The sequence below is a fragment of the Streptomyces sp. SYSU D01066-1 genome (genome assembly GCF_054956795.1).
Genome location: NZ_JBUDHV010000011.1, coordinates 79,306 through 104,941, shown reverse-complemented (window position 1 = coordinate 104,941; position 25,636 = coordinate 79,306). Strand labels below are relative to the sequence as shown.

Sequence of the window (25,636 nt, the reverse complement as noted above, 5' to 3'; positions counted from 1 at the left end):
GCGTCCGGCGGGCGCCGCCGGACCCGGTATCCGGTCCCGGCGTCCGCGCCGTGCCGGGCACCGGTAGGGTTCGCCTCCGGGAAGGGGAAGGTGAAGGAACCTGATGAGCAGGCTTGACCGGAGCGTCCTGACAGGGGCCGTGATCGCCCTGTCGCTGACGGCGAGCGGGTGCGTGGTGGTGCACGGCGAGCGCGAGGTGCTGCCCGGGGCCACCCGCGCGGAAGCCGCCGAGGCCCTCGCGGAGTTCACCGCCGCGTACAACGCGGCCGACAAGGCGTACGACGGTTCCCTGGACGCCGATCACACCACCGGGGCCCTCGCCGACATCGACTCGGCCCGGCTGGAGGCCGGCAAGGCCAACAGCCCCGGCGGCAACCCGTCGCACAGCCCGCTGAAGCTCACCGACGTCACCTACACGATCCCGAAGAAGGCGGGCTGGCCGCGCTGGTTCCTCGCCGACGCCCGCGGCAACAAGGGCGGCGACGTGCGCTGGCTGCTGGTGTTCGCCCGCGACGGCCTGGACGAGACCTGGCAGGTGGCGTACCTGACGCTCGTCGCCCCCGACGACGTGCCCGAGTTCAAGACCGACCGGGACGGCTGGGCGGAGGCCGTGTCCGCCAACTCCGCGCAACTGGCCATGAGCCCCGCCAAGTTGAGCAAGAACTACGCGAACTACCTGCGGGACGGCGGGGACGGCTTCGCCCCCGGCGCGCACACCAGCGCCTGGCGGGCGCAGCGCGAGACGCAGGCGAGCCGCCCGGGGCTGGCGACGCAGTACATCGACGAACCGCTGACCGACGGCGACCACGCGCCGCTCGCGCTGCGCACGGAGGACGGCGGGGCCCTGGTGTTCTTCACCACCCGGCACTACGAGAAGCAGACCGCCGCGCGGGGCGCCTCGGTGCCCACCCCGAACAAGGACGTGCTCGCGCTGACCGACGGGGAGATCAAGCAGACGCTGACGATGGAGTTCGTCTCCAACGAGGTCGCCCTCGACCCGGCGCGTGACGCCGCCGAGGACGAGGTGTCGATCCTGGGGCGGGTCCAGGGGCTGACCTCGGCTAAGGGCGAGTGAGGCGGGGGCCGGCCGCGGGGCTCAGTGCCGCGGGGGCCAGTGCCGCGGGGGCCAGTGCCGCGGGGCTCAGTGCCGCGGGGGCCAGGCGGTGCCCGCCTGGCCGGTGTCGGTGCCGGCGTGCCGGGCGCACGCGTCGGTGAGCGCCTCCAGCAGGGTGAGCGGGTCCGGCAGCGGGTGTTCCGGGCCCCGCACCCAGTGCACGCCGTGGTCACCGGGCAGCCGGGCGGGCGGTACGAGGACGTAGGAGCCGCGGCAGTGCCAGCGCAGGCCGGGGTGCTCGTCCGTGGTGTCGGGGTGGCAGTCCAGCTCGCACGGCCACCACTCGTCCTCGTCCTCGGGGGTGCCGCGGGTGAGGGTGAAGAAGAGCATGCGGCCGTCGTCGCTCTCGGCGACCGGGCCGACCTCGACCCCGGTGGCGAGCAGCCGCTCCAGCGCCTCGCGGCCGGCCTGGAGGGGGACGTCGAGGACGTCGTGGACCATGCCGGTGGCGGTGATGAAGTTGGCCTGCGGCTGGTGGCGGGCCCAGCGTTCGATCTGCGCGCGGTCGGTCGTGCACTGGGTCTGCCAGGCGAAGGAGACGGGGTGCCGGGCGGGGGTGGGACAGCCGACGCGGTCGCACGAGCAGCGGTAGCCGGCCGGGTGCGCGGCGGGCGCGAGCGGCAGTCCGGCCGCGGCGGCGGCGAGCAGCAGGGTCTCCCGGCCGCCCTCGTCGGCGGTCTGTTTCGGGCGGCGTCCGCGCAGCCAGTGCGAGAGCCTGCCCTGTAGGCCGCTACGGCCGCCGAACTCCGCGCTCATCTATCCCCTCGCCTCGCCGTCGTGCGCATCAGCATGCCCCATGGTCCCACCATTGTGCGCCTCGGGTGCCGGGAAGGGGCACGGTTGCCGGGCCGGCGAAGTACGGTCAGCGCGGAGCCAGACCGTTCAGGGCGTAGTCGACGAGGGTGTCGGTGTACTCGTACGAGAACGGCGCCGTGCGCTGGAGCCAGCGCTGGGCGAGCGGGGAGACGAAGAGCTCCAGGGCGATGCGCGGGTCGATCTCCGGGCGTACGTCGCCCGCCCGCTGCGCGGCGCGCAGCCGCTCGACGTACAGCTGGAGCGAGGGTTCGAGCAGCTTGGCGACGAAGGTCCGGCCCAGTTCCCCGTCGACGACGCCTTCGGCGGCCAGGGCGCGGGCCGGGGCGTCGAACCTCGGGTCCCGCAGCTCGTCGACGGTGGCCCGCAGCACGGCCTTGAGGTCGGCGGCGAGGTCGCCGGTGTCCGGGATGCCGTACGGGGCCGGCTCGCCCTCCTGGTCCGGTCCGGCTTCCCGCTCCCCCGCGGCCTGCGCGGCCTGCGCGGCCTGCCGCTCGCCGAGGTCGAGGAATGCCTCCAGCAGGACGTCCGCCTTGGAGGACCACCAGCGGTAGATGGTCTGCTTGCCGACGCCGGCGCGGGCGGCGATGCCCTCGACGGTCGTCCTCGGGTAGCCGATCTCGCCGACGAGGGCGAGGGCGGCGTCGTAGATGGCCCTGCGGGACTTCTCACTGCGGCGTCGGGGAGCGGGCATGGGACGAATCTACCAGGACGGCAAGACGGCACGTCTCGTCACGCGGGCGGCCAGGGGTCGCCCCAGTCCGTGTCGCGGGCCGCCCGGTACAGGTCGCCGTGGCGCTTGGTGACCGTGGCGCGGCGCAGCGCCGGTTCCCGCTCGCACAGGTCGAGCAGGACCTGTCCCTTGCGGAGCTGCGGGCGGCGCACCACGCGGGAGCCGGCGGGGGCGGCCGGCACCGGCGGGCGGACGGCGGCGACGTAGGCGAACTTCTCGTCCTCGTGGGCGAGGGAGCCGCCCTTGACCTGGCGGTGCAGGGAGGAGCGGCTGACCCGGGCCGCGAAGTGGCACCAGTCGCTGCCGGGGGCGATGGGGCAGGCGGCGCTGTGCGGGCAGGGGGCGGCGACGTGGAAGCCGGCCGCGACGAGCCGGCCGCGGGCCTCGATCACCCGGGCGTAGCCGTCGGGGGTGCCCGGTTCGACGATCACGACGGCCCGCGCGGCGCCGGCGGCGGCGTCGACGAGGGCGGCGCGGTCGGGGGCGGTCAGCTCGTTGAGGACGTAGGAGACGGTGACGAGGTCGGTGGGGTCCAGGGTGAGCGCCGCGCCGATCCGCGAGCGCCGCCAGCGTACGGCGGCCAGGGCCGGGTCGGCGGCGGCGATCTCCCGGCCGAGGGCGAGGGCGGGCTCGGCCCAGTCGAGCACGGTCGAGGTCCGCTCCCCGTCCCAGGTGGCGCCGACGGCCCAGGTCGCCGCGCCGGTGCCGCCGCCGACGTCGGTGTGGGAGGCGGGGGCCCAGCCGGGCACGGCCGCCGCGAACGCGGCCAGCGCCGCGCGCACCGCCTCGAAGGTGGCGGGCATCCGGTAGGCGGCGTAGGCGACCGCGTCGGCGCGGTCCCGCAGGATCGGCGCGTCGGTCGGGGTGGCGCCCCGGTAGGTGGCGATCAGCCGCTCCACGGCCTGGGCGGCCTGGCGCGGCGGCAGCCCGTCGAGCAGCCCGGCGAGGGCGGTGCGCAGGGTGTCGGCGGGCGGGGCGGGGGCGTTCACCCGACGATTCTACGAGGTCACCCCTTGTCGGTGTGCCGCCGCGGTTCGCACCTTGGGTGCCGGTGTGCCGGATCGCGCCGGGGGGTGGTGGCCCCGCCGGCGCGCGGGCCGGCCCTCGGGTGTCGGCCACGGCCGGTCGGGCCACGGCCCGGCGGGAGCGTCCGCGCGCCGACCGGTGACGGGTCAGCGGCGTCCGGACAGCCGTTCGCCCAGGGCGCCGAGTTTCTCCCGCATCTCCCCGGCCTCCGCGTGACCGGACTTCTCGAGGGCCGCGCGTGCCAGCCTCCAGCTGGTCCGCGTGGCCTTCAGCCGGCCGGACGCCAGATGCGTCTCCCCCATGTGCCCGAGGGTGTGGCCCTCTCCCCACTGGTTGCCGCTGTCGCGGTGCGCTTCGACGGCCAGCCGGTAGGTCGCGAGCGCGTCGTCGTGGCGGTCGAGCCGGCGGTGGACCGTGCCGAGGACGTCGAGCGCGACTCCTTCGACCCAGCGGTTGCCGGTGGCCCGCAGGACGGTCAGCGCCTCCTCCAGGCTGTCGACGGCCTCGTCGAAGCGGCCGAGCTGCTGATAGGCGTCGCCCAGGTTGCTCAGGGCGATCCCCTCCGGCCACGCGCTGCCGAGGATGCGGAAGATGGCCAGCGCACGGCGGGTGTACTCGACGGCTCTGTCGAGCCGGCCGGCCTTGAGGTACGCGTCGCCCAGGTTGGAGACGGCGGCCGTCCTGCTGTAGACGTCCCCGAGTTCCCGGTAGAGGGCCATCGCCCGGTGCAGGTGGTCGACGGCTTCGTCGATCCCGCCCGCGATGCGCAGGGCGGCGGCCAGGTCCATGCGGCTCTGCGCCTCCCCCAGCCGGTCGCCGGCCGCCCGGGCCGCGGCCAGTCCCGCCCGGGTGGTGCTGACCCAGTCCTCCGTATGGCTGCGGAGGTAGAAGAACCCCCACAGGACGGCGGGGAGCCGCCACGCGATGCCCGTGAACCCGGCCTCGGCTGCGCCGTGGACGGCCAGGACCAGGTTGGCCCGTTCGGTCGTGCACCAGTCGATGGCCTGCTCCTGCGTCGTGAACACCAGGGGGTGGCAGGAGGCGGGTTTCGGTTCCAGGGGAACACGGCGGCGGTCCGGGGTGATCCGCGCGTAAGCCTCGTCCGCGGTGTGCAGGTACCACAGGCAGAGCCGCTCCACGGCCATGGCCCGTTCCTTGGACGTCTCCTCGACATGGGCCTGTTCGGTGGCGTAGATCCGCAGCAGGTCGTGCAGGGTGTACCGGCCGGGGCGGTGCTGGATGACCAGCTGGGCGCGGGTGAGCTCGTCCAGCAGGTTCCGGGCCTCGCGCGCGGGAAGCTCGGCGAGCGCGGCGGCGGCGGGCGTGGAGATGTCGGGGCCGCAGTTCAGGCCCAGCAGGCGGAACATGCGCGCGGCCGGGGCCGACAGGGCCCGGTACGACGAGGAGAAGACGGCGCGTACGTCGGTGGTGATGTCACCGCCGGCGAACGCGTCGAGGCTGCCCTGGTTCTCCCGCAGGTCCTCGGCGATGGCGCTGAGCGAGAAGCCGGGGTAGGCGGCGGCGCGGGCGGCCACGATGGCCAGCGCCAGCGGCAGACGGGCGCTGTGCGCGATGAGCTCCGCCGCCGCTTCCGGCTCCGCCGCCACCCGCCCGGCGCCGAGGCGTTTGACCAGGAAGCCGTGCGCCTCGGCGGACGTCAGCGGATGCAGCGTCAGCGGGTGCGCCCCGTCGCCGACGACCAGGCCGGTGAGCTCGTTGCGGCTGGTGACGATCACCAGGGAACCGGGCGTTCCGGGCAGCAGCGGCCGGACCTGGTCGGTGTCCCGGGCGTTGTCGAGGAGGATCAGCACCCGCCGGCGGGCGAGCAGGCTCCGGTACAGGGCCACTTGGGCGTCGAAGCCCACGGGGATGCGCTGCGGTGGGACGTCGAGCGCGTCGAGGAACGTGCGGATGGCCTCCCCCGGCGGCACCACCGGGTCGACCGGGTCGAAGCCGCGCAGGTTGATGAAGAGCTGGCCGTCGGGGAAACGGTGGGCGATCCGGTGGGCCCAGTGCACCGCCAGCGTGGTCTTGCCGATGGCGGCCATACCGCCGATCGCGCTGATCACCACGGTGGACGGAGCGGTGCCGTCCACCGGCAACAGCGCCAGCACCTGGTCGAGTTCTGTCCGGCGTCCGGTGAAGGACGGCAGGTCGGCGGGGAGCTGAGCGGGCCGTGTCACGTCCGGAACCGTCCGGGAATCCGCGTCGGGCCGCTCGGGCACGTCCGCGGACGCCTGCGGCGGACCGGTCTCCCCCGCCGCCGCCGGCGCCGGGTCCAGTGACCCGTCGGCGGCCAGTATGCGGTCGTGCAGTTCCCTCAGCGGAGCGCCGGGCTCGATGCCCAGCTCGGTCACCAGGGTCTTGCGCGTCCTGCGGTAGGCCGCCAGCGCCTCGGCCTGCCGTCCGGACCGGTACAGCGCCAGCATGAGCAGTCGGCACAGCTGCTCCCGCAGCGGGTGCTCACCGGTCAGCGAGGTCAGTTCGGCGATGACTTCGCGGTGGCGCCCGAGTTGCAGATCCGTCTCCAGGCGGGTCTGCAGTGTGTCCAGCCACTCCTCGTGCAGCCGGGACCGCTCGGCCTCGGCGAGCGGGCCGGGAAGTCCGGCCAGCGGTGTTCCCTTCCACGCGCCGAGCGCGGTGTGCAGCAGCTCCGCGGCGGCGGACATCTCGCCCGCGGCGCGCAGTCTCCTCGCCTCGGCCAGCCGCGCCTCGAACACGCTCAGGTCCAGGGCCTTCTCGGGGACACGGATCAGGTATCCGTCCGCGGCGGAGACGACCACCCGCGGCGGGTCCCCCGTGGTCCGCCCGGGCTCCAGGACCTTGCGCAGCCGCGACACATAGGTCCGCAGGACGGAGACGGCCGCCGCCGGCGGTTCCTCACCCCAGACGGCGTCGACGAGCTCGCTCACCGTGACGAGACGCCCGCGCCGCAGCAGCAGCGCGGCGAGAACGGCTCGTTGCTGCGGTGAGCCGAGTTCCAGTTCCCGTTCGCCCTGCCAGGCCCGGACCGGACCCAGCACGGCGAAGCGCGGGGAGTCAGGGATCTCATGTGCGGTGTTCACTTCACCAACGATGAAACAAGAAGGCTCGTGGTTCATCGCACAATGGGGGAACCGGCCATTCCGTTACAGCACGGGGACCTTCGTACCCGTACGGTTGCCGTTCTGTCACACAGGCACCGGACAGTCGCACACGCCGAGAACAAGCGGTGCACCGTCACATCCGCGTAGTCAGGGAGCGTCGGGTGGCGCACCACGGCCCATCAGCACCCGGCGCCTCCACGACGCACGGTGTCCGAGGGGACCTGATCGGGGCTGAACCCTGAGGGCTCCCGTTCCGTTGGGAGTATCGCCAACTTCAGCATCGAGTCGATCGGAAGTGACGCAATGCCGCCACGTAGGATCCAGCCCGCTCAAAGCTACACGGAAAGTCACACCATGCCCGACGATCCGACCATGGGCTCACCTGTCGGCCCGTCTTCCCACCAACAGCCCCGGCTCGCCCCCGTGGTCCTCGGCCACGGGCTGACCGCCCAGCAGGGTCACGGAAGTTCGAGTCGCGGTGCCGCGCCCGCCCAGCCGACCGGTCGGGGATGGTACGTACCCGCCCCTGCGGCGTCCCAGCCCGCCGCCTACCTCCCGGGGCAACAACCCCCCGCAGAACAGAGTTACGCCGCCCGGTACACCGTGCCCGCCGCCTACCTCCCAAGGCAACAACCCCCCGCGGAACAGAGTTACGCCGCCCAGTACACCGTGCCCGCCGCCTACCTCCCAAGGCAACAACCCCCCGCAGGACAGAGCTACACCGCCCAGTACACCGCTCCGGCCGACATACCGGCCAACGCGCCGACCAGGAACGTACCGCCTGCCGTTCAGGTCCCCCCGGGCGAACTCATGTTGCAGCAGGGGGTGGCGCCTGAGGTGATCGAGAGGGGTAGAGATAGGTCGCCCCAGCCGGGAGCGACCCATCCCTACGAGCGGCTGTTGCTGCCCCCACCGCCCCCGGGGGTGGCCGCGGCGGCCAGGCTGGGACAAGGGGGGCAGCGGTCCGGGGCGGGTGGCGGTTCCTCCCAGCCCTCCCAGCCCTCCCAGCAGTACCAGCAGTACCAGCAGTACCAGTCGCAGGGTGGACAGCGTAGTGCCGGAAGGGGGAGGTAGTACCGACCCGATCGGCGACATACCCGCGTTACGGCTCCACGTACCGGTGGTCTGGGGAGCGTAGAGGTGACACAGACGCGGGCGGAGGGAGACCTCCGCACGGCCCTCAGGACGCCGGTCGGCCGTGCGAAGGTCTCCCTCTGCCGTGTCGTCGAGGCGGCCCGTCCTGTTCCGAGGAGAACCGGCCGGGTGACGCCCCCGCTCGGGCAGTACTCCGGCCGTACCCGGAGCCCGGATCACGGGCCGGACGGAGCCTGCGTCCGCTCTCGGCGCGGGGCCCGGCGGGACGGTCGAGTTGAACTGATCGCCCTCCCAGTCCGTTGCGGGGGTGCGGGATCCGCCGCGCCGCCCTCTGCGACCGTTCACGGGCCGCGGCGGCCCCGGGAGTGAGCCACACGGACGGTACGTCAGGAAGGTATGGGCATGAGCCTGGGCGAAGAAGCCGACAAGCCGAACGCGGGGGGCGGGCACCCCGTACCGGGGGACCCAGTGGATCTCGGCAAGCGGAGCTCGTCCGGCGAGGCCCCGGAGCCGGCTCCGCTTCCTGTGATCGTCTCCTCCGACGGTTCCGTCGTCATCGACGGCGTACCCGTGCCGCTGGTGGGCGGGGAAGCGGTCGACGTCGCGATCCTGGACACCCTGCACGGCTACGCGCGCAGTCGGAACTCCGCCGTGCGGGCCGCCATCTCCGACCCGTCCGCGGACTACGTGGCGATCGTGCAGGTCGAGCCCGACGGGTCCAGCAGGCTGGTGGAACAGCGGCAGGAGGGCGCGGACGGGGACGTCCGGACCAGTGCCGACGCCGGTTTCGCCGGGGAGGAGGGCCCGCCCGAGGGCGCCGGTGAAGCCGGCACGGCGCGGTTCCCGGCGGGCTCCCCGGCAGATCCCGGGGCCGCCGGAGCCGCCCGTGTGGGTGAGACCGTGACGGCCGTGACGGCCGTGACGGCCGTGACGGACATGGCGGCCGTGACGGACATGGCGGACATGGCGGACGGCGGCGGGGCCGGGGGGCTGGAGCCCGTCGGGCCGCGGGCGTCCGTCCCCCCGCGCGTCCCGGGCCCGGGTCCCGGCCGCAGGAAGCTCCTCCCCCAGTCCGACGACGAGTACCAGCCGCCCGGATTCTTCAAGCGGCCGCTGGGCGTGGTGGTGGTCGGCGTCGTCGCGACGGCCGTCGTCACGGTCCCGTTGCTCGTGCTCGGCAACTCGGGCAGCGCCGGGCAGCACGATTCAGCGACCGGATCGACCGGGGTCCAGGTCAAGGGCGAGGCCCCGTCGTCGACGCCCGCGTCCCCGTCGGCCCGCTCCTCGGCCGACGCGGCGTCACGACGGCCGTCCTCCGCCTCGGCGACGGCCTCACCGAAGTCGAAGCCGAAGGCGGAGGAGTCGACGAAGCCCGAGGACTCGGCGAAGCCGGAGGACTCCGCGAAGTCCAAGGGCTCGGTGACGTCCAAATCGACCAGCGGTTCGAAGACCAAGGCCGGTTCCGGTGCCCCGAGCGGCGACAGGCTCATCAAGAACGAGAAGTACGGCTTCTGCCTGGACCTTCCCGGGACCGGCAAGAGCAAGCCCAACACGCTGGTCCAGGACGGCGCCTGCCGCGCGTCGAGCGGCGACAACCAGAAGTGGGCCCTGGAGCGGGTCGTCGACGGCGGCGGCACCCGCGAGGCCGACCTGTACCTGATCCACCACGTCAAGTCCGGCCTCTGCCTGGACCTGTACGGCGACGGCCCGGCCCAGGTCGCGTCACCCGCGGGCCTCTTCGACTGCAACCCCAGCACCGTGGACAACCAGCTCTGGTGGCTGGACGAACGTTCCGACGGCACGTACTGGATCCGCAACCAGGCGAGCGGGGACATGTGCCTCGATCTCGCCCGGAAGAACAAGGAAGCCGCCCACGGCGGGGTCACGGTCTACCCCTGCAGCGCCCTCGACGACCACGAGTGGAGCTTCTCGAAGAAATAGGACGACCGCGCGGGCCCGGACGGACGGACCCGCTCGCTTCCTGGGCCGACCCGCTCGGCCGGCCTCGTCGACGGCCCCTCCCCACCGGTCCGTGGGCGAGGGGCCGGTCCCGTCCCCACCACGCGTCAGCGTGAGGCCGGGGCCCCACGCGTCAGCGTGAGGCCGGGGCGGAAGGAGCCGGTGAACCGCCGAACGGGTCCCGGCTGTCGACGGGGGGAACCTGCTTGGCCCGGTGGGCGCCGGGCTTGCAGCCGGCGAAGGGGCCCATCGGATCCCGCAGCGCGTTCATCACGTGCACCAGGTAGTCCCGGTGCCAGTTCGCGGGTCCGCACCTCCCGGAGCCGGGACCGGTCAGCTCGGCCCAGGCGAGCCAGAGGCCGTGCAGTTGGGCGACCGCTTCCGGGTGCTCCCACCAGCGGGAGCACCAGGGCGCCGTGGAGGTCACCTCCCGGCCGTAGACCGGCAGCAGGACGTGGTGCGTCCACAGGGTCAACTGCCGCAGGGTCTGGGCGTACTCGGGTCCGTCCATGTAGAGGATGAACTGCGGTGGAGCCGGGGCTTCCTGCTGAGAATCCGTTTCCTCCGGCTTCCCGCCGGGGTTTTCGGCGGGAACGGTGTCACGGTCGGCTCCCGTGGCCTCGACGGTCTGGTCGGACATGGTTCGCCCTGCTTTCTTTCGGCGACTTGGGGTTGGTCAGTGCGCGGACGGCACATTCACGTTCATCGGCTCCGCCCTTTCCGGCTCGAGGTGTCGGGCCCGGCCGCAGGGGGCTGTCGGGACTGGATCGCTCGTCTTCCGTCCGCCACGGCGTCGCGATCGGTCACCTCCCGCAGATGCTCGCCGGCCACGGGATTACGGACACCTGGCCTTTCGGCGGTTTCCCGATTCGCCTCGAGGTCCACACCGAACGGGTCGGGAACCGGATTCCGGAAGCTGCGCCACATTCCCGCGGGGCGCGCGTCGGTCCCGTCGTCCGGCCCTGTTCCCCGCTCCGTTCCTCGCGGGGGTACGGACGGCGGCAGATAGCTCATCACGTGCGAGGGTGCAGGGGTTTCGCTGTAGACCCGGGCCCGGGGGAGCGTCCGCCCGAGGTTGTCCTTCCTGCGTTCCGCCGCCGACTCCAGTCCCGTCTTCCCGGTCGCGTAGAACCCGGCGGCCGACGAGATGGCGGCAGCCAGGCCCGAGACCGTCTTCGCCCCTTCCTGGAAGGCGGGCACCAAGGCGTTCGAGACGCCCGTACCCATGGCGCCCAACTGCGCGATGCTCTTGGAGAGATCGTAGACGGAGTTTTTCGGGTTCGCCCTGAAGTTCTTGACGGCGGAATGGAAGTAGTGACTGAAGTCGGACAACTGCGTCATCGACATCAGCATGTTACCGGCGACTTGCGTCCACTTCGCCGCTTCATCCTCTTCCTTACTCGAACGCGCCTGTATCGCAAATCCCACCGCGATGACGGCGCCGGCGAACGCCTTGACCCCGGTCGTGAACTCGGGGCGGTGTTCCCGCACCCACCCCCAGGTGTCTCCCGCCTTCCGCCACGCCCATACGGTCAGCTTTCCTTCCTCGTCCGAAGTGACCGCGAGATCGGTGCCTCCCGGCGTGCTGAGGAAAACGGACGGCAGGTCCTCACTGCTCTCGTCGGCACGGACCGGCGGCGCGGGGGCCGTTTCCGTGCGGATGACCTCCCCGTGTCCCGCCTCGATGGCAGCCAGGTCGAGAAAGGACTGCTGGCGGCGTAACTGCGGTCGATCCATTTCGGGTCCCTTTCACGGAACAGGTCCTGTACGTCGAGGAGGCACTACGGCAGTGGATCCCGGGCGGTTCACAGCCCGTCCGGCCGCGCCGGTGTCCCCGCCGAGCCGGACCGGTTCACCGGCCGCTCGTCCCCGCCTACCGGTTCCACCTCTTGTTGGTGTCGTTGACCTCGAGTTCCGCCGCCGTCAGATCGACGTGCAGGGGGATGCCGGGCCGGTTGCCCACCTTGATCAGGAAGTTGCCGAGGCCGGGCGGGTCGGAGCGGCGGCCGCCCGCTCCGTCCCAGGCGGGCGGGGTGGACCAGTCCACCAGGAGGCGTTTCTCCGGTTCGGTGAGTTCGACGATCTGCGCGAGCTGCGGCAGCTCGGCCGGCGGCAGTCCCGCGCAGATCACCATGCCCGCGCGTTCGACGAAGCCCTTGGCCTTGGTGCGGTCCTCCTCGGTGGGCAGGGCGAGCAGGTCGTCGAGGCTGTGGGTGATCATGGCCAGTCCCACTCCGCGCTGCCGGTCCAGGCGGGTGAGGGCGTTGACCCGGTCGACCAGGCCGCGGCCCGCCTGCAGGACACGCCACAGCTCGTCCATGACGAGGAAGTAGTTGCGCCGCGGTTCCAGGCCGGCGTCCGCGAGCGCGTGCGCCGCGGAGACCGCGCCGAAACCGTACGACCAGCAGGACAGCAGGGCCGCCGCCTGGAGCAGGACCTCGCTGTCGTCGATGCCGCTGATGTCGAAGCAGACCGGCCGGTCGAGCTTCATCGCCTCGGTGGTCGGCCTGGCGAACGTGCCGCCCAGCCGGCCGTCGCCCAGCAACGCGGTCAGCGACGCCTCCAGGTTCTCGGTGATGTCCCGGTAGCGGTTGATGTCCCCGCGGTCGAGGGCGACGGCCCGCACCGCTTCCGGGGCTTCTTTGATGACCCGCACCAGGTCGCCCAGTACCGGTATCCGCCCCTGGTCCGAGCCGTGCCGGCCGTCGAGGACGTTCAGAGCCGCCGAGATGATCGTCTCCTCACGGTCGGTCGGCGGCGCCGAGCGCAGGATCGTCACCAGCGCGGAGACCATGTGGAGGCGACGGCCGTGGATGTCGGCGAGCAGCCGGTGCCGTGCGTCGCCGGTGAGCCGGGCCGCGGCCTGTACGGAGACGCCCGGGTCGAGGACGTTGAGGCTGCCGCGGCCCCTGCCCAGGCTGATGACCTGTCCGCCGATCGCCCGGATCAGGTCCACGTAGTCGGGCTTGAGGTCACCGAAGATCAGCGGGTGGACGCCGTAGCCCGAGAGGCCGAGGGCCATGCGCCGTACGACCGTCGACTTGCCCAGCCCGGGGCGGCCCAGCACGAACATCGAGGGGTTGGCGAGCAGACCGGTGCGCGTGAACCACGACACGGGGTCGCAGCACACCGTGGCACCGGAGTCGAGGTCCCGGCCCAGCGGCACGCCGACCATGGGGGTCCCGGCACCGGCGCCGAACGGCCACAGGCCGCACACCTGCACCGAGGTCCCCCGCCATTCCGGGGCGGGGTCCACATAGCCGACCATGCCGCCGCCGGGACCGGGCCAGCCCCGGGGGGTGGGGCGCGAAGGGCGGCGTTCCGTGGTCCTGCGTGCCATCGGTCTCCCCTGTACTTGGTCTGTGGTTACTTGGTCCGCGGTTCGTCTGTGCTCGGTCTGTACTCGGTCCGTGATCCGCCAGGACTCCGCCGGGCCGGGCCGGGCGGACGCCCCGGGCCGGGTCCCGCGGCGGCGGACCGCGGGGCTACATCGAGTCGCGCACCGTCTGCGGCAGCGCCGTGTGCAGCGGGAGGACGAGCCCCAGCGGCAGGGCCGCGGCGAACGCCGCCGCCTGCGAGCCGTAGACCGGCCGTACCGCGATGCGGGCGGCGGGCGCCAGGTTGTCGACGGCCGCCGCCGCCGTGGCCAGCGCGTCCGCGGAGTCGACCGTCGCCGTGATCAGCAGGCCGAAGCGGATCACTCCGTGTCCTTGGGCCTGTTCCTCGGTGGTCCTGCGCGCCGCGATCAGCTCGGCGTCGTCACGTGCCTGGCCGATCTGCGCCTGCTGGGCGTTGAACAGGGCGTTCTTGTAGTCCTGTTGGACGACGCGGGCGCCCTCGGCCCGGCTGTGCGGGCGGTACAGCAGCGTGACCCGTTTGCGGGCGATGTCCCGGTTGGGCTGGACCAGCCCCGTCAGCACGTTGGAGAACACCTCACCCTGCGGTGCCTCCGTCATGGCCCAGGTCACGCTCAGCACCCCGTCGTGCCGGTAGTGGTCCCACGCCTCCTGGGCCGCCATGGGCCCGGCCTGGTCCCAGGTCAGCCCGCTTCCGCCGGAGGCGCGCGCCTCCTCCACCAGCGGCGCCACGGTCGGGTCGTACGCGATCCGTACCGCCTCGGCGATCTCCGTCGCGGTCATCGGCACGGCCGTGCCGGCGCCGGTCATGGACAGTCCGGCGGTCAGGCCCGGCAGGCGGGTGCCGATGTGCAGCGCCATGTCCTTGGCGCTGCGGCGGGGCACGCCCTCGTGCGCCGCCCCGGAGTACGTCAGCGCGATCCGCGTGGCGATCTGCGCCGAACCGGCCGGGTAGGCGGCCAGCACCTCCCGCAGCATGGCCCTGGCCAGTTCGGGGGAGTCGTCGGCCGTGTTGGCCGCGATCTCCTGCTGGAGGCGTACTCCGGAGTCGGGAGCCGTCTCCACGGTGACACTCGCGGCGACGAGGCCCGGCTCGGCGCTCAGGGCGGACAGCCACTGGCCCCAGTGGGCCACCCAGGTGTCGACCTGCTGCTCGTCGACGAGGGCGGCCCCGTCCGCGTCGCACGAGATGACGACGGTGTGGTGGCCGGTCGCCGGAATCGTGATCACCGCGAACGGGCGTCCGTAGCCGTCCCGCGCCTCCGTCAGCGTGGACTCGGCGGCCAGGCCCGGCAGTGCGCACGTACCGAAGCCGGCCCGGCCCGTGGGGCCCGAGCGGTACAGGTGACCGCCGGTGGAGGTGGTGCGCCGCCAGGCCAGGCGGACCGCGCCTCGCTGCATCAGGGTGCGGCCGTGCCGGTCCCGCAGCGCCAGCGGGGCCAGGACCGTCACCAGCACCGCGGCCAGGGCCAGGGCGGCCCACACGGAGACCAGCGTGGCCAGGACGACGGCGATCAGTCCGGCGAACAGCAGCAGGGTCGCCCCGAGGGACAGCCCTCGCAGGCCGGAGGTGCGGGGTTTGCGGAAGTTCCCGTAGGTGCGCGGGCGGGTGGCTTCAGTGGCTGCCATGGGGCTTCTCCTGCCGGTCATCGGTGTGCTGCCGGTCCGGCGGCAGCATGAGGACGGCTGCCTCCCGCCGGTGCTCGGGCTGTGTCTCCGCGGGGTCCGCCGGGCCGACCGGCTGTTCCGGCGAGGCGGTGCCGGCGATGCGCCCGGGGTCCGGTGCCTCGCGGAGCGGCGCCTCGGAGTCCGGTGCCCCGGGGATCGGCGCCTCGGAGTCCGGTGCCCCGGGGATCGGCGCCTCGGGGTCCCCTTCGGCGCTTCGCGAGGGCGGGGGGCTCTTCGGTGCCGGGCCGGGCGTGGCACGCGCACCGCTGATCCCCGCCCTCCCCGCTGCCGCGCCCTGGGCCGTGCGCGCGCCGCCGCCGGCCGGCCCTCCCGGTACCGCGCCGGACGCGGTACCGGCGCCGGCGGCGCCCGTGCCGCCCGGGCTCACCATCGCCCCGGACACGGACCGGCCGGCGGCCGGGCCGCGCAGGTGCGGGACGGCCAGCGCTCCCACGGCCCCGGCCGAGCCGCCGGGCCCGGCGCCGGCCGTGCGCCCGGTCCCGGTCGCCGTCGCCTGGGCGACGGGCGCGGCGAACCGCATCAGCGCCGGCAGGGTGAAGCAGGCCAGCACGATCAGGACGACTCCGGAGACCATGGAGACGACGTCGTTCCCCTCCGCGCCGGTCACCTCGTCCGTCGGGCCGTTCATCGAGAACGCGGCCGCGTACACGACCGCCGCGGCCGGTTTGTACAGGACGAAGGCGAGCAGCCAGCCGACGGACCTGCGGAACCAGAGGCGGCCGGTGGCGGTGGAACTGGCCGCCGCCGACAGCGGCAGCGTGCCGGTGAGGATCACCAGCATGGCCATGCGTACGATCATGAACGCGATCTGGGTCACGCTGCCGACGATCACCAGCACGGCCATGACCAGGACGAGGAACGACGAGTCCGCGTCGCCCAGCGCCAGCATGGCCGCGGTCCTCCTGTCGAACTCGGCCACGCAGCTCGCCACCGGGTCCCCGGTGGCGCTGATCTGCCGGCACCCGGTCGACCTGTCGATGATCCAGACACTGAACTTGTCCCCCGCCTCGGCCAGCAGACTGACCGTGGCGACTCCGGCGGAGGAGACCACCACCAGGTTGAGCAGTCCCTGAAGCGCCTGCCGGGCCGGTTCGCCGCGGCGCTGCCAGGCCAGCTGCCCGGCCGCCACCAGCAGGCACAGCACGGCGGTGAACGTGGTGAACCAGAGCGTGGAGCCGCGCAGGAACGCCACCGGGCCGTTCTCGTCACCCAGGTCCACACTCCCCAGTCCCATCCAGGCGCCGCCGATGGCCTTGACGGTGGTGCTCGCCGCCTGCGCCGCGCTCTCCGCTATGTCGTCGAACCCGCTGGAGCCGAGGTCCTCGGGTGCCGTCCCCGTCCCGTCGCCCACGCAGTAGCCGCCGACCGTGGGGAGCACCCAGCCGAAGTCACAGCCCGCCATCACACACCTCCCCACGGCGTGTATCCGGCGAGGGAGTCGACCGGGACGGGGTCCGGCGGGTCGGCGGGGTACTCCAGCCGCCAGTCACCGTCCTGCCACAGCACCGTCGTGGTGGCGGCCTGCATCCTGCCGTCCGGGAACCGCCACACGGTCTGGATCACGGCGATGGTGTCGCTGTGGGTGACGAACCTGAATCCGGCGATCTGTCCGTGGGTGGCGCCGCCCCCGTCGGGCGACGCCGTCCGCTCCGCCTCGGTGCGGTCGGCGATGTAGGCGTCGCGGCCCGCGCCGACGGTCTGTGCGCGGGTCACCTCCAGCCAGTCGTCCGCGGCCAGGTAGCGCACGCTGATCTGGCTGGTGGCCAGCAGGGCGCCGACGGGCGTGCGGGCGTAGCAGCGCGCCACGCCCTTGCCGACCAGGGCCGGGCCCGCCTCCTTCGAGGACGGCAGGGCGACCGTTTCGTACAGGGTCCAGGTCACTCCGGCGGGGGCGGAGTCGGGTACCTCCCGGCTGCTGTCGGCCAGTTCGGGGCATCGGGCGTCGGGGTCGGCACCGGCGTCGGTGTCGGCGCCTGCGCCTGCGCCTGCGGGCGAGGACGGGGACGGGGACGGGGACGGGGTGACGACGCCGGTGCCGCGTGTTCGCGTCGTCGTGGTGGAGCCGCCCTCGCCGGGGGCGTCCGAGGCGACGCCCAGCACCGCCCCGATGACGGTGATGAAGCCGACGAACGCGGCGGCGAGGACGAAGCCGGTACGCAGCCAGGGGCTGCGTGGCTCGCCGTCAGCCGCCCGGCTGCCGGGTTCGGACATGGTCTTTACCTCATCCTCGTGGGTGTCGGGTGGTCGGATGCCGGAGGGAGGGCCGGGCCGGCCGGGGCCGGGGCGCTCCGCCGGGCCCGCGGTTCGCCCTCGGCGGCCTCGCGGGCGCCGGAGGTGCGGGAGTTCCCCGCGGCCCGGCCGGGTCGCGCAGCGGCGCCGCCCGCCCGGGGCCTGCCGTCCGGATCAGGTCGCGGGCAAGCCGCGCCGCCTGGTCGGTGCCAGTGAGCGGGGTCCGGCGCGTCCGGCCGCGCGGCGGAGGGGGAGCCGGCCCGACGGGGTCCCCCGCGCGGGCGCGGCCGAGCGTGGGAGCCGGCGACCGACGACAACGCCGCTGGGGCCCACGCCGTTCAGGCAGCGGGGAAGGGCGTGCCGGACCCCGCGTCCGCGGCGTGGTCCGAACCGCGGGTCCTAGACGAGCGCGCCGACGATGCCGGAGGCGGAGCCGATGAGCATGCAGGCGCCCAGGACAAAGCCGAGTCCCCGGACGTGCTCGCGGCCGCCTCCCCGGGAGTGGTCGACCGCCATCCGCGCGGCGACCCCGAAGATGCCCGCCACGCACAGCGCGGTGACGCTCCAGGCCACCCACTTCAGTACCGTCAGCAGGTCCTCGGCGCCCGGTGGCGCCTCTCCCCCGCCGACGTCCGGCACGCCCGAGGGCGCCGCCAGGAGGCCGGCGAGGGGGGCGGTGTGCGGTGCGGCGCCCAAAGCGGCCGTCAGCAAGTCGGACAACTGTCTCTCCCTATGAGGGTCGGGTGAGTCGGGTCAGGTCGCGCCCGAGCAGCACGCACTGCTTGGGCAGGTTCTCCGCGGGCGGTGCGCCGAGCCGCCAGGTCTCGACCCACGGGATCTCCCAGAGGCGGGGGACGGCACCGGACACCAGCCGCACCTGGTCCTGCAGGACCCGGGGACGCCGGCCGGGGGCATCGGCGACGACGACCAGACCGAGCAGGTCGATGCCGGTGACCATGCCCGAGGCCCACTGCCGCGCGGCGTTCTGCGCGGCCCGGATGCCGTTGGCGCCGGAGCGGGCGACGAGCACGACCGGCTGGGACCGCGCGGACACGGGCCAGGCGCGGTTCGCGTCCCGGCCGCCGGGCAGCGCCTGCTCCAGCGTGGTGACCCCCGCGCCGCCGTGCACGCCCAGCCACCACCAGCCGTCGTCGAGGCCCGCCGGCGGCGCGGCGAGGGGCAACGCCCGCTCAGGTCGCGGCACTCCGGCGCCTTGGGGCGCTCCCGGACCCGTGAGCCCGGCCGAGGAGTCCTGAACCGATTGCCGGGGTTTCCCGTTGTCGCCCCCGGAAGCGCGTGGTCGCGGCAGCCAGGGATTGACCGCCGGCTCATCCCCTGCCACAGCATCTCCTCCAACGTTCGGTGCAATGCAGTCATACTACGCATAAGTTGACAAGACGACACAAGGGTCACGTTCTGAAGTACGGGAGTTACCGGGCGAGTTGAAGCCTCTCCCGCTCGCACGGTGTTCCGACTCGAGGCCTCATGGGGAGTGGCAGATGACCGGTGGTACAGCGCGGGGGCGTTCGGCGCTGCTGGTGACGGGCGCCGTGCTGGGGCTGCTCGGCACCTTGGTGGCGCTGGCCGTGGTGGGCGCCGTCGACCAGCGGCAGGCCCCCGTGCCCGCGGGGTTCGCCACCACGCTCGACGCCGAGCGCGTACCGCCCGAGTTCGCACCGTGGATCGAGCGGGCGGGCCGGCAGTGCGACGAGGTCAGCGCGCCCCTGGTGGCCGCGCAGATCCAGGCGGAGTCCGGCTGGGACCCCGACGCGGTCAGCCCGGCCCGCGCCCAGGGGCTGAGCCAGTTCATCCCGGGCACCTGGGCCACCTGGGGCGTGGACGCCGCCGGCAAGGACGGCGATCCCGAACCCGACGGGGTGGCCGACCCGTTCACCCCGGGCGACGCGATCATGACCCAGGCCCGCTACGACTGCTGGCTCGCCGGGAGGATCAAGGAGACGGGGAGCGGCGGAGACCTCACCCGGCTGGTGCTCGCCGCCTACAACGCGGGCCCCGGCGCGGTCGAGGAGTTCGGCGGCGTGCCTCCGTACCCGGAGACACAGGCCTACGTCACCCGGATCATCACGTCGATGGCCGGCTTCACCGGGTCCGCGCCCAACGAGACGGGCGGCGCGTTCGGCGACCGGGTGGTGGCGAACGCCGAGAAATGGCTCGGCACCCCCTATTCCTGGGGCGGCGGCGGACCGGAGGGCCCCGGACGCGGGTTCGCGCAAGGCGCGGGCACCGTGGGGTTCGACTGCTCCAGCCTCGTCCAGTACGCCGTCTACCACGCCAGCGGCGGCCGGCTGCTCCTGCCGCGCGTCTCCCAGCTCCAGGTCACCGTGGGCGAGGAAGTGGATCCCGCCGGGATGCGGCCCGGTGACGTGATCGGTTTCAACCTGAACGGGAGTTACGACCACATCGGCATCTACCTGGGCCACCGGCAGTTCCTCCACGCGCCGAAGACCGGCGACGTGGTCAAGATCAGCGATCTCGACGATCCCTACTACGCGGACAAGCCCCAGAAGGTACGGCGATTCGGATGACGTCTCCCAGCGCGCGGGGGACCGCCGCGGCGGTCGCGGCGGTGCTCGCCGCCCTCCTCACCACGACGGGATGCGGCTTTGGCGGCGGGCCGGCCGCGACCGTCCGGTCCCCGGCCTCCGCCCCGGCCGGCACGGTCCCCTCCCCCACCTCGCCGGCCCGTTCCGACAGCACGCCCGGCGCGGGCGTCCCGCGTCCCGCGGACGTCGACCAGAGGGACGCCGACGCGGTCGCCCGGGGGGCGCTCACGGTGATGTGGACGTTCGACACCACGGCCGACAGCGGTCCCCACGACGCCGCCGTCCGGGCCGCGGACGCGGGGTGGCTGACCGAGGCGTACGCGAACCGGCTGCGGGCGCGCGGTCCACGCTCCGCGCCCGGCGCCCAGTGGCGCGACTGGGCCGGTCACCGCGCCCGCACCGTCGTCACGCTGAAGAAGGCCGAGGACGCGGCCAGGCCCCCCGACACCGGCACCGAGGCATGGCGGCAGTGGACCGTCACCACCACCCCGTCCGGCCGCGGCGGCTGGCAGGGCACGCCCACCACCGTGGTGACGTACGTGCGCCTCACCCGCGCCACGGCCGACGGACCGTGGCGCGTCGCCGACGTCTCCGTCTCCTAGCCCGAAGGGGATAACCGCTCATGACGTACGAGACCGCAGAACCGCCCGCCTGGCCGGTCTACGCCCTCACCGTGCACGGCAGCGGCCAGGTCGACGCCAGCGGTCCGCTGGTGCCCGCGGCCGGGCACCCGGACCGCGCCTCGGCCGTCGGCACCGTGGCCGGGGCGGCGGCCCGGCTCGGCCGGCCGGTGCGGGCCGAGGCCACCGAACCGGACGGCACCGTGTGGCACCTGGTCATCTCGCCCGACGGAACGGTGGGGGAGCTGCCGGGGGACGCACCGCGGGCCGGGGCGCCGAGGAGACGTACCGAGAAGCCCGGCGGCGCGGGCGGCGCGGCCATCGCACCGGCCGCGCCGCGCCCGCCCGCCCGGACCGGCCGGGAGACCGGCACCCTCACGGCGTCCGCCGGTCGGCAGACCGACGCCCTCGCCGCGTCCGCCGACCGGGAGACCGGCACCCTCGCCGCGTCCACCGGCCGGCAGACCGGCACCCTCGCCGCGTCCACCGGCCGGCAGACCGGCACCCTCGCAGCATCCACCGGCCAACAGACCGGCACCCTCGCCGCATCCGCCGGCCGGCAGACCGGCACCCTCGCAGCATCCACCGGCCGGCAGACCGGCACCCTCGCCGCATCCGCCGGCCGGCAGACCGGCACCCTCGCCGCATCCGCCGGCCAACAGACCGGCACCCTCACGGCATCCGCGGGCCGGCCACCCGCCCCGCCGGCCGGCACCCCGGACCGGCCCGGTCCGGCGGTGGCCGCGGCGGGCCGACCGGACCGTGCCGTGCCGGCGCCTGTCGCCCCGGGGCGCCCGGACGGGGCAGCGGCGTCCGCCGGCCTCGAGACCGCGGCGGGGCCGGGGACGGACGCCGAGTCCCTGGCCCTGGTCACGGACCTGCTGCGGGAGGGCCGCGCCGGCGAGGCCGCCGCGCTCGCCGCGCGCCTCGACGAGCGGACCTCCCTCGCCCTCGGCGTCTCCCATCCCGACGCCCTCGGCGTCCGCGAGATCCGGGCCGGTGCCACCGCCCTCGCCGGGGACGCCGTCGCCGGCGTGCTGCTGTTCCGCGACATCGCCGAGCGCTGGCACTACCAGGGCGCCGCCGAGCGGGCGGAGGCCGCGGCGGTCCGCGCCGAGACGCTCTGGCTGCAGATCACCGACCGGGACCGCGCGCTGTCCGCCGCGGTCGCCGTGGTCCGCCTGCGCAACCAGATACCGGGCGAGAAGGCGAAGGCGCTCAACGCCGCTCTCGCGCACCTGGCCCGGCTGGAGGCGTCCGGCGGCGCCGCGGACGGACGGTCGCCCCGCACGCCCGCCGCGGCGACGCCGGCCGGGGCTCCGCGCCCGCGGAACCCGGCCCCGTCGTGGGAACGTCCCGCGCAGGACTCCCGGACGACGACGTGAGCGCGCGGGCACCGGGCACGGGTCACGCGGCCGACGTGTGCCAGAGAGCCGGAGCCTCCTTGGCCACCGCCTCCGTGGGGGTCTCGACGATGCCCAGGGCCACGCGCAGCGCGCGCACCGCGTGGTACAGACGGGACTTGACGGTACCCGGCGGGATGCCGAGCACGAGCGCCGCCTCGCGCGTCGACCTGCCGGTGTAGTAGGTCTCGTACAGCACTTCGCGGTGATTGGGCGAGAGCGCCTTGAACGCCTCCCGCAGGATCACCGAGGAGAGCAGCCCGTCGACCTCGTCGTGCTCGGCCAGCAGTTCGTCCAGCCAGACGGAGCCGTCGACCTCCTGGGGGCGGGCCATGCGCAGCCGGTAGTCGTCGATCACCAGGTTGTGCGCCACCCTGAACAACCAGGGCCGCAGGGTCTGTTCGCCGTCCAGGCTCTGAGTACGCCAGCAACGCAGGAGCGTCTCTTGGACCACGTCCTCGGCCCTGTGCTGATCGCCCCGCAGCAGACGCAGGACGTAGTTGTGCAGGTCCCTCGCGTGGTCGTCGTAGAGCGTGCGCATCGCTCGTTCGCGTGCGGTCTCCGCCCCGACGGAACCCATCATTGTCAAGCTCAAGGTTCAACTCCACTCGTTCCATGACCTCGTGGTGGAGGTCAGGCACCAGGGCCGGTCCAATGGCCCCGAGGCGTTGGGAGTCTTGCGAGCCGGGTTCCACATCGCCTTGACGAGTGCTTGACGCGTGATCGGCGGGTCGCGCGCGCGTCGGGGGCCGCACACGGGTGCGACGGGGGTGCCGCCACCGTGGCTCCCCCGCCGTCCCTCCCCGGTGAGCTGGGCCTCGCCCCTCAGGCCGCGCCCGTCGCCCGGGTTCCCGTCTCCTCGGTGAGTGCGCGCATACGGCGATTGACGAGTCGCGGCAGCGCGGCGTCCGGCACTCTCGCACCCTGTGCGGACCGCACGGCGAGCAGGGTGTCGAGCAGGGCCCGGCCGTGGTCGACGGCGGACGGCGCGTCGTCCATCCGCAGCCAGGCGGCGGTCGCCCGTGTCAGTTCCTCAGCGGCGCGGGGGTCGCCCTGCCGGTGCCGTGTCCGGGCGAGTTCGAGGCAGGTGGTCAGGGCGAGGCGGGGGTTGCCGCTCCGATGGGCGACGTACGCCTCCAGGGCGAGCGCTTCGAGCGTGTGGCCGTGTTCGGGGCCGAACGCGCGCGCGGTGTGCTCCCGCAGCCGGAAGGCGAGTGCCGCCGCCCGTTCCAGCGCGCCGGTGTCCAGCGAGTGGCGGACGAGCCCGACCAGCTCGGCGAGTTCCTCCGGGACGGCTCCCGCGGCCGGCGCGGGCGCGGCCCGGGAGGGTCGGGGGACGGACTCGGAGGCGGGTTCGGCCGGCGCGGGCGCGGCCCGGGAGGGTCGGGGGACGGACTCGGAGGCGGGTTCGGCCGGCGCGGGCGCGGCCCGGGAGTCCTGGGGGACGGGCTCGGCGGCGGGTTCGGCCGTCCCGCCGTGCTGCTCGTGCAGCAGGACCCGGCTCGAACCGTCCGGGGCCACCTCGACGAGGGTCACGTCGCTTTGCTCCCGGTCCAGGATCACCGCTTCCACGGCCGCGCCCCGCGCCCGCGCGCGGCGGTGCAGCACGTCGAGGACGGCGACGTGCACCGGTTCGCCCTCCGGTACCGGGAAGGGGGCGTCGTCCACCGTCGTACGGCCGTCGGGGCCGATGAACACGCGGACGGGAAAGGCCGTCCGCGCGGTGCCGTCCGGTGCGTCGCGGTCCTGCGGGCCGTCGGTCGCCCGGTCCTGACCGTGGTCTGTGCCGAACACGTCATGTCTCCTGGCGGTGCTGGTCAGTTGTCGGCGCTGGGTGTGGGACGCGCGCTGAGACTCGGATACGTCTCGTCCGTCAGGCCGACGGAATCGGAGTACAGGGCGAACGACGACCTGACGCCGACGACGTAGCTCTGCGCCCGCGTCGTCCGCGGTACGCCCTTCGCCTCCTCGACCGCCTCCAGACCCACTTCGTACGCCGCGAGGGTCATGTCCAGGTGGTCGCCCGTGACCCGGCCGTCGGCGGCGAGCGTGTCGATCTCCTTGGCCAGTGAGCACAGGTACCTCCCCTGGGCCATGATCGAGTCGGCGGCGTCCAGGGCCGAGGTGGTGCCGTTGTCGTCGTCGTCCTCGCCGAACTCCTCGAACTTGTCCGGCGGCATCTGGGAGATGCCCTCGGTGCCGTCGGGACCGATCAGCTCCTCGTCGAACTGGGACTCCAGCTGGATCTGCGAGGCGATCACGACGGGGCCGATCTGGGTGCACAGGGACCCGGCGTCCTGGATGCGCGTGAGGTGTTCCTCGGGGACGGCGCTCTGGTTCAGCGTGCCCTTCCCGTCGCTGTTGAACGCCTTCACCACCTGCTGGGTGTCGACTCCCCCGCCGCTGTCGCTGTCGCAGTCCAGCAGGCCGATCTCGCAGAGGAGCACCAGGGGCCAGAAGATCCACCCGAGGGCGCTGACCACGATCGTCCCGATGAGCAGGAGCAGGAAGAACAAGGGCGCGATGAGGCAGCCCACCGTTCCCATGCCGACGCCGGCGGCCACGTACACGGTGGTGTTCCCGGAGCCGCCGGAACCCTGCGCGCCGCCGTCGGCACTTGCGCCCACAACCCGTCACACCCCTTGCTCTCTCTGCCGTCCATGCGCCCGCCCGTTGAACCGGGCCGACCGATTTCCCGTAGTCGCTGCCCGACGGATCACTGCGGACACACACGCCGCAACGGGCGCGACGGCCCATCAGTTCAATCCGGGTCCGTCGCAGTAGCTGACACGAGGGAAGGGGTGAAGAGGCATGGGTGTGCCTTCGGCGACGTCCGGCGGGTCACGGATGTGGGCCCGCGGACCGACCGGGCCCAAGGCCGCACCGGCACAGGACGCGCCGGCACCTACGGCATCGACCACGGCACCCACGGCACCGCACGCCGTACCCGCCGCACCACGAGCCGTACCCACGGCACCGCACGCCGTACCCACGGCACCGCACGCCGTACCCGCCGCACCACGAGCCGTACCCACCGCTCCGCAAGCCATACCCACGGCACCGCAAGCCATACCCGCCGCGTCACAAGCCGTACCCACCGCGGAACGGAAGACACCGGCGGGACCGGCACGGCACACGTCCCGGACCGCGTTGCCCGTACCGGCAGCACCGGCCGGCACGGCGCCGTCGCTCCATCCGGGCCTGCGGGTCGCCTGGGTCACCACGCACGGCGGGGCCGGGGCGAGCACCCTCGCCCGGGTGCTGGGCGGCGTGGACATCGGCCACCGGTGGCCCGACCCGGCCCTGGGCGAACCGGGTCGGGTGCTGCTGGTCGCACGGACCCATGACCTCGGCATGCGGGCCGTGTCCCAGGCGTTGAACGTACTGCGCACCGGAGGGCAGCCCGCCGGAGTGCGCCTGCTCGCCGTCGTGCTGGTCGCCGACGCCCCGGGGTCGCTGCCGCGCGCGCTGGGCCGGCGGGTGCGCGTGCTGCGGTCGGCGGCCGAGGTCCACCGCGTTCCGTGGGTGCCCGTGTGGCGCCTCGGTGCGGAGGCCGACCGGTTGCCCAGGTCGGTCCGGGTGCTGGCGCGGCGCGTGTCGGCGCAGGCCGAACGCGCGGAGGGATCGCGGTGAGACATCCGACTGCCGGATTCTTCCTGGCGGGCATCGACCCCGACAGCTACGGGCCCAATGGCTCGTTCGACCCGAACCCCGAGGTCGGCCAGCTGCTCGGTTTCCTCACCTGGGTCGTGTCGGCCGCCTCGGTGGCGGGACTGATGATCGTGGGCATCCAGATGGCCATGCAGCTGCGCCGCGGCGAAATGGGTGAGGGGGCGACCCATTTCCGGGGAGCGTTCTTCGTCATCGGGGCCTGTGTGCTCGGCACCACCGCCGGGCCGATCGTCAATTTCGTACTGGTGCCGCTTCTCTGAGCACCGGACCTTTTCCC

At 73.8% G+C, this 25,636-nt stretch carries 22 protein-coding genes; 7 read left to right on the top strand and 15 right to left on the bottom strand.

The features are described 5' to 3' along the window. Nucleotides 1-103: 103 nt before the first annotated feature. The gene (locus tag ACY1JF_RS13815) at nt 104-1,075 is read left to right on the top strand and encodes an SCO2278 family lipoprotein (RefSeq protein ID WP_462705376.1); all 972 of its coding nucleotides are present in this window, start codon (nt 104-106) and stop codon (nt 1,073-1,075) included. A gap of 66 nt (nt 1,076-1,141) precedes the next feature. Here the strand turns inward: ACY1JF_RS13815 and ACY1JF_RS13810 are convergent, their stop codons facing one another. The 4 genes from ACY1JF_RS13810 to ACY1JF_RS13795 form a co-directional block, all read right to left on the bottom strand. Then, a complete protein-coding gene (locus tag ACY1JF_RS13810; protein ID WP_462705375.1) occupies nt 1,142-1,870 on the bottom strand; it encodes a bifunctional DNA primase/polymerase in 729 nt (242 codons plus the stop codon). Nucleotides 1,871-1,976: 106 nt separating this feature from the next. Further along, a complete protein-coding gene (locus ACY1JF_RS13805) occupies nt 1,977-2,621 on the bottom strand; it encodes a TetR/AcrR family transcriptional regulator (RefSeq protein ID WP_462705374.1) in 645 nt (214 codons plus the stop codon). Between the two features lie 38 nt (nt 2,622-2,659). Then, nucleotides 2,660-3,649: a small ribosomal subunit Rsm22 family protein gene (locus ACY1JF_RS13800; protein WP_462705373.1), complete on the bottom strand. Its 990-nt coding sequence runs from the start codon at nt 3,647-3,649 to the stop codon at nt 2,660-2,662. Nucleotides 3,650-3,832: 183 nt separating this feature from the next. Further along, nucleotides 3,833-6,751, bottom strand: a complete 2,919-nt coding sequence (locus ACY1JF_RS13795; RefSeq protein WP_462705372.1) for an AfsR/SARP family transcriptional regulator — start codon at nt 6,749-6,751, stop codon at nt 3,833-3,835. A 1,518-nt stretch (nt 6,752-8,269) separates the two neighbouring features. On the opposite strand from ACY1JF_RS13795, the gene ACY1JF_RS13790 reads away from it, so the two are divergent. Further along, the gene (locus ACY1JF_RS13790; protein WP_462705371.1) at nt 8,270-9,808 is read left to right on the top strand and encodes an RICIN domain-containing protein; all 1,539 of its coding nucleotides are present in this window, start codon (nt 8,270-8,272) and stop codon (nt 9,806-9,808) included. Between the two features lie 151 nt (nt 9,809-9,959). Here ACY1JF_RS13790 and ACY1JF_RS13785 read toward each other — a convergent pair whose 3' ends face one another. The 8 genes from ACY1JF_RS13785 to ACY1JF_RS13750 all read right to left on the bottom strand — a co-directional run bounded on the left by ACY1JF_RS13785 (nt 9,960) and on the right by ACY1JF_RS13750 (nt 18,304). After that, the gene (locus ACY1JF_RS13785; RefSeq protein WP_462705460.1) at nt 9,960-10,337 is read right to left on the bottom strand and encodes a DUF4913 domain-containing protein; all 378 of its coding nucleotides are present in this window, start codon (nt 10,335-10,337) and stop codon (nt 9,960-9,962) included. Between the two features lie 191 nt (nt 10,338-10,528). After that, entirely contained in the window at nt 10,529-11,563 is a 1,035-nt protein-coding gene (locus tag ACY1JF_RS13780; RefSeq protein WP_462705370.1) for a hypothetical protein, read from the bottom strand. Nucleotides 11,564-11,699: 136 nt separating this feature from the next. Continuing rightward, nucleotides 11,700-13,166 carry an ATP/GTP-binding protein gene (locus tag ACY1JF_RS13775; RefSeq protein WP_462705369.1) on the bottom strand — a complete coding sequence of 489 codons (1,467 nt, stop codon included), beginning with the start codon at nt 13,164-13,166 and terminating at the stop codon, nt 11,700-11,702. A 145-nt stretch (nt 13,167-13,311) separates the two neighbouring features. Continuing rightward, on the bottom strand, nt 13,312-14,811 hold the full coding sequence (locus ACY1JF_RS13770; protein WP_462705368.1) for an SCO6880 family protein: 1,500 nt from the start codon (nt 14,809-14,811) through the stop codon (nt 13,312-13,314). After that, nucleotides 14,798-16,273, bottom strand: a complete 1,476-nt coding sequence (locus tag ACY1JF_RS13765; RefSeq protein ID WP_462705367.1) for a hypothetical protein — start codon at nt 16,271-16,273, stop codon at nt 14,798-14,800. Before ACY1JF_RS13765 ends, ACY1JF_RS13770 begins: the two co-directional genes overlap by 14 nt. Next, nucleotides 16,273-17,082 carry a hypothetical protein gene (locus ACY1JF_RS13760; RefSeq protein WP_462705366.1) on the bottom strand — a complete coding sequence of 270 codons (810 nt, stop codon included), beginning with the start codon at nt 17,080-17,082 and terminating at the stop codon, nt 16,273-16,275. The genes ACY1JF_RS13765 and ACY1JF_RS13760 overlap by 1 nt, the downstream gene beginning before the upstream one ends. A 417-nt stretch (nt 17,083-17,499) precedes the next feature. Further along, the gene (locus tag ACY1JF_RS13755; RefSeq protein ID WP_462705365.1) at nt 17,500-17,820 is read right to left on the bottom strand and encodes a hypothetical protein; all 321 of its coding nucleotides are present in this window, start codon (nt 17,818-17,820) and stop codon (nt 17,500-17,502) included. 10 nt (nt 17,821-17,830) lie between these two features. Then, complete coding sequence (locus ACY1JF_RS13750; RefSeq protein WP_462705364.1) at nt 17,831-18,304, bottom strand: DUF6668 family protein; 474 nt, start codon at nt 18,302-18,304, stop codon at nt 17,831-17,833. A 295-nt stretch (nt 18,305-18,599) separates the two neighbouring features. Between ACY1JF_RS13750 and ACY1JF_RS13745 the strand changes: the two genes are divergently transcribed. From ACY1JF_RS13745 to ACY1JF_RS13735, 3 genes are read left to right on the top strand one after another with little or no spacing between them, the layout of a single operon-like run. Beyond that, the gene (locus ACY1JF_RS13745; RefSeq protein WP_462705363.1) at nt 18,600-19,646 is read left to right on the top strand and encodes a C40 family peptidase; all 1,047 of its coding nucleotides are present in this window, start codon (nt 18,600-18,602) and stop codon (nt 19,644-19,646) included. Further along, nucleotides 19,643-20,266 carry a hypothetical protein gene (locus tag ACY1JF_RS13740; RefSeq protein WP_462705362.1) on the top strand — a complete coding sequence of 208 codons (624 nt, stop codon included), beginning with the start codon at nt 19,643-19,645 and terminating at the stop codon, nt 20,264-20,266. Before ACY1JF_RS13745 ends, ACY1JF_RS13740 begins: the two co-directional genes overlap by 4 nt. A 20-nt stretch (nt 20,267-20,286) precedes the next feature. Next, nucleotides 20,287-21,669: a hypothetical protein gene (locus tag ACY1JF_RS13735; protein ID WP_462705361.1), complete on the top strand. Its 1,383-nt coding sequence runs from the start codon at nt 20,287-20,289 to the stop codon at nt 21,667-21,669. A gap of 22 nt (nt 21,670-21,691) precedes the next feature. Here ACY1JF_RS13735 and ACY1JF_RS13730 read toward each other — a convergent pair whose 3' ends face one another. From ACY1JF_RS13730 to ACY1JF_RS13720, 3 genes are all read right to left on the bottom strand, one after another. Next, complete coding sequence (locus tag ACY1JF_RS13730) at nt 21,692-22,282, bottom strand: sigma-70 family RNA polymerase sigma factor (protein ID WP_462705360.1); 591 nt, start codon at nt 22,280-22,282, stop codon at nt 21,692-21,694. A gap of 230 nt (nt 22,283-22,512) precedes the next feature. Continuing rightward, nucleotides 22,513-23,481, bottom strand: a complete 969-nt coding sequence (locus ACY1JF_RS13725) for a hypothetical protein (RefSeq protein ID WP_462705359.1) — start codon at nt 23,479-23,481, stop codon at nt 22,513-22,515. A 23-nt stretch (nt 23,482-23,504) separates the two neighbouring features. Continuing rightward, nucleotides 23,505-24,314: a transglycosylase SLT domain-containing protein gene (locus tag ACY1JF_RS13720; RefSeq protein ID WP_462705358.1), complete on the bottom strand. Its 810-nt coding sequence runs from the start codon at nt 24,312-24,314 to the stop codon at nt 23,505-23,507. A gap of 523 nt (nt 24,315-24,837) precedes the next feature. Between ACY1JF_RS13720 and ACY1JF_RS13715 the strand changes: the two genes are divergently transcribed. Together ACY1JF_RS13715 and ACY1JF_RS13710 are read left to right on the top strand one after the other, a co-directional pair. After that, nucleotides 24,838-25,320 (top strand): DUF6668 family protein, encoded by a 483-nt coding sequence (locus tag ACY1JF_RS13715; protein WP_462705357.1) that lies wholly within the window; start codon nt 24,838-24,840, stop codon nt 25,318-25,320. Beyond that, nucleotides 25,317-25,619: a hypothetical protein gene (locus tag ACY1JF_RS13710; protein ID WP_462705356.1), complete on the top strand. Its 303-nt coding sequence runs from the start codon at nt 25,317-25,319 to the stop codon at nt 25,617-25,619. The genes ACY1JF_RS13715 and ACY1JF_RS13710 overlap by 4 nt, the downstream gene beginning before the upstream one ends. The last annotated feature ends 17 nt before the right edge of the window (nt 25,620-25,636 follow it).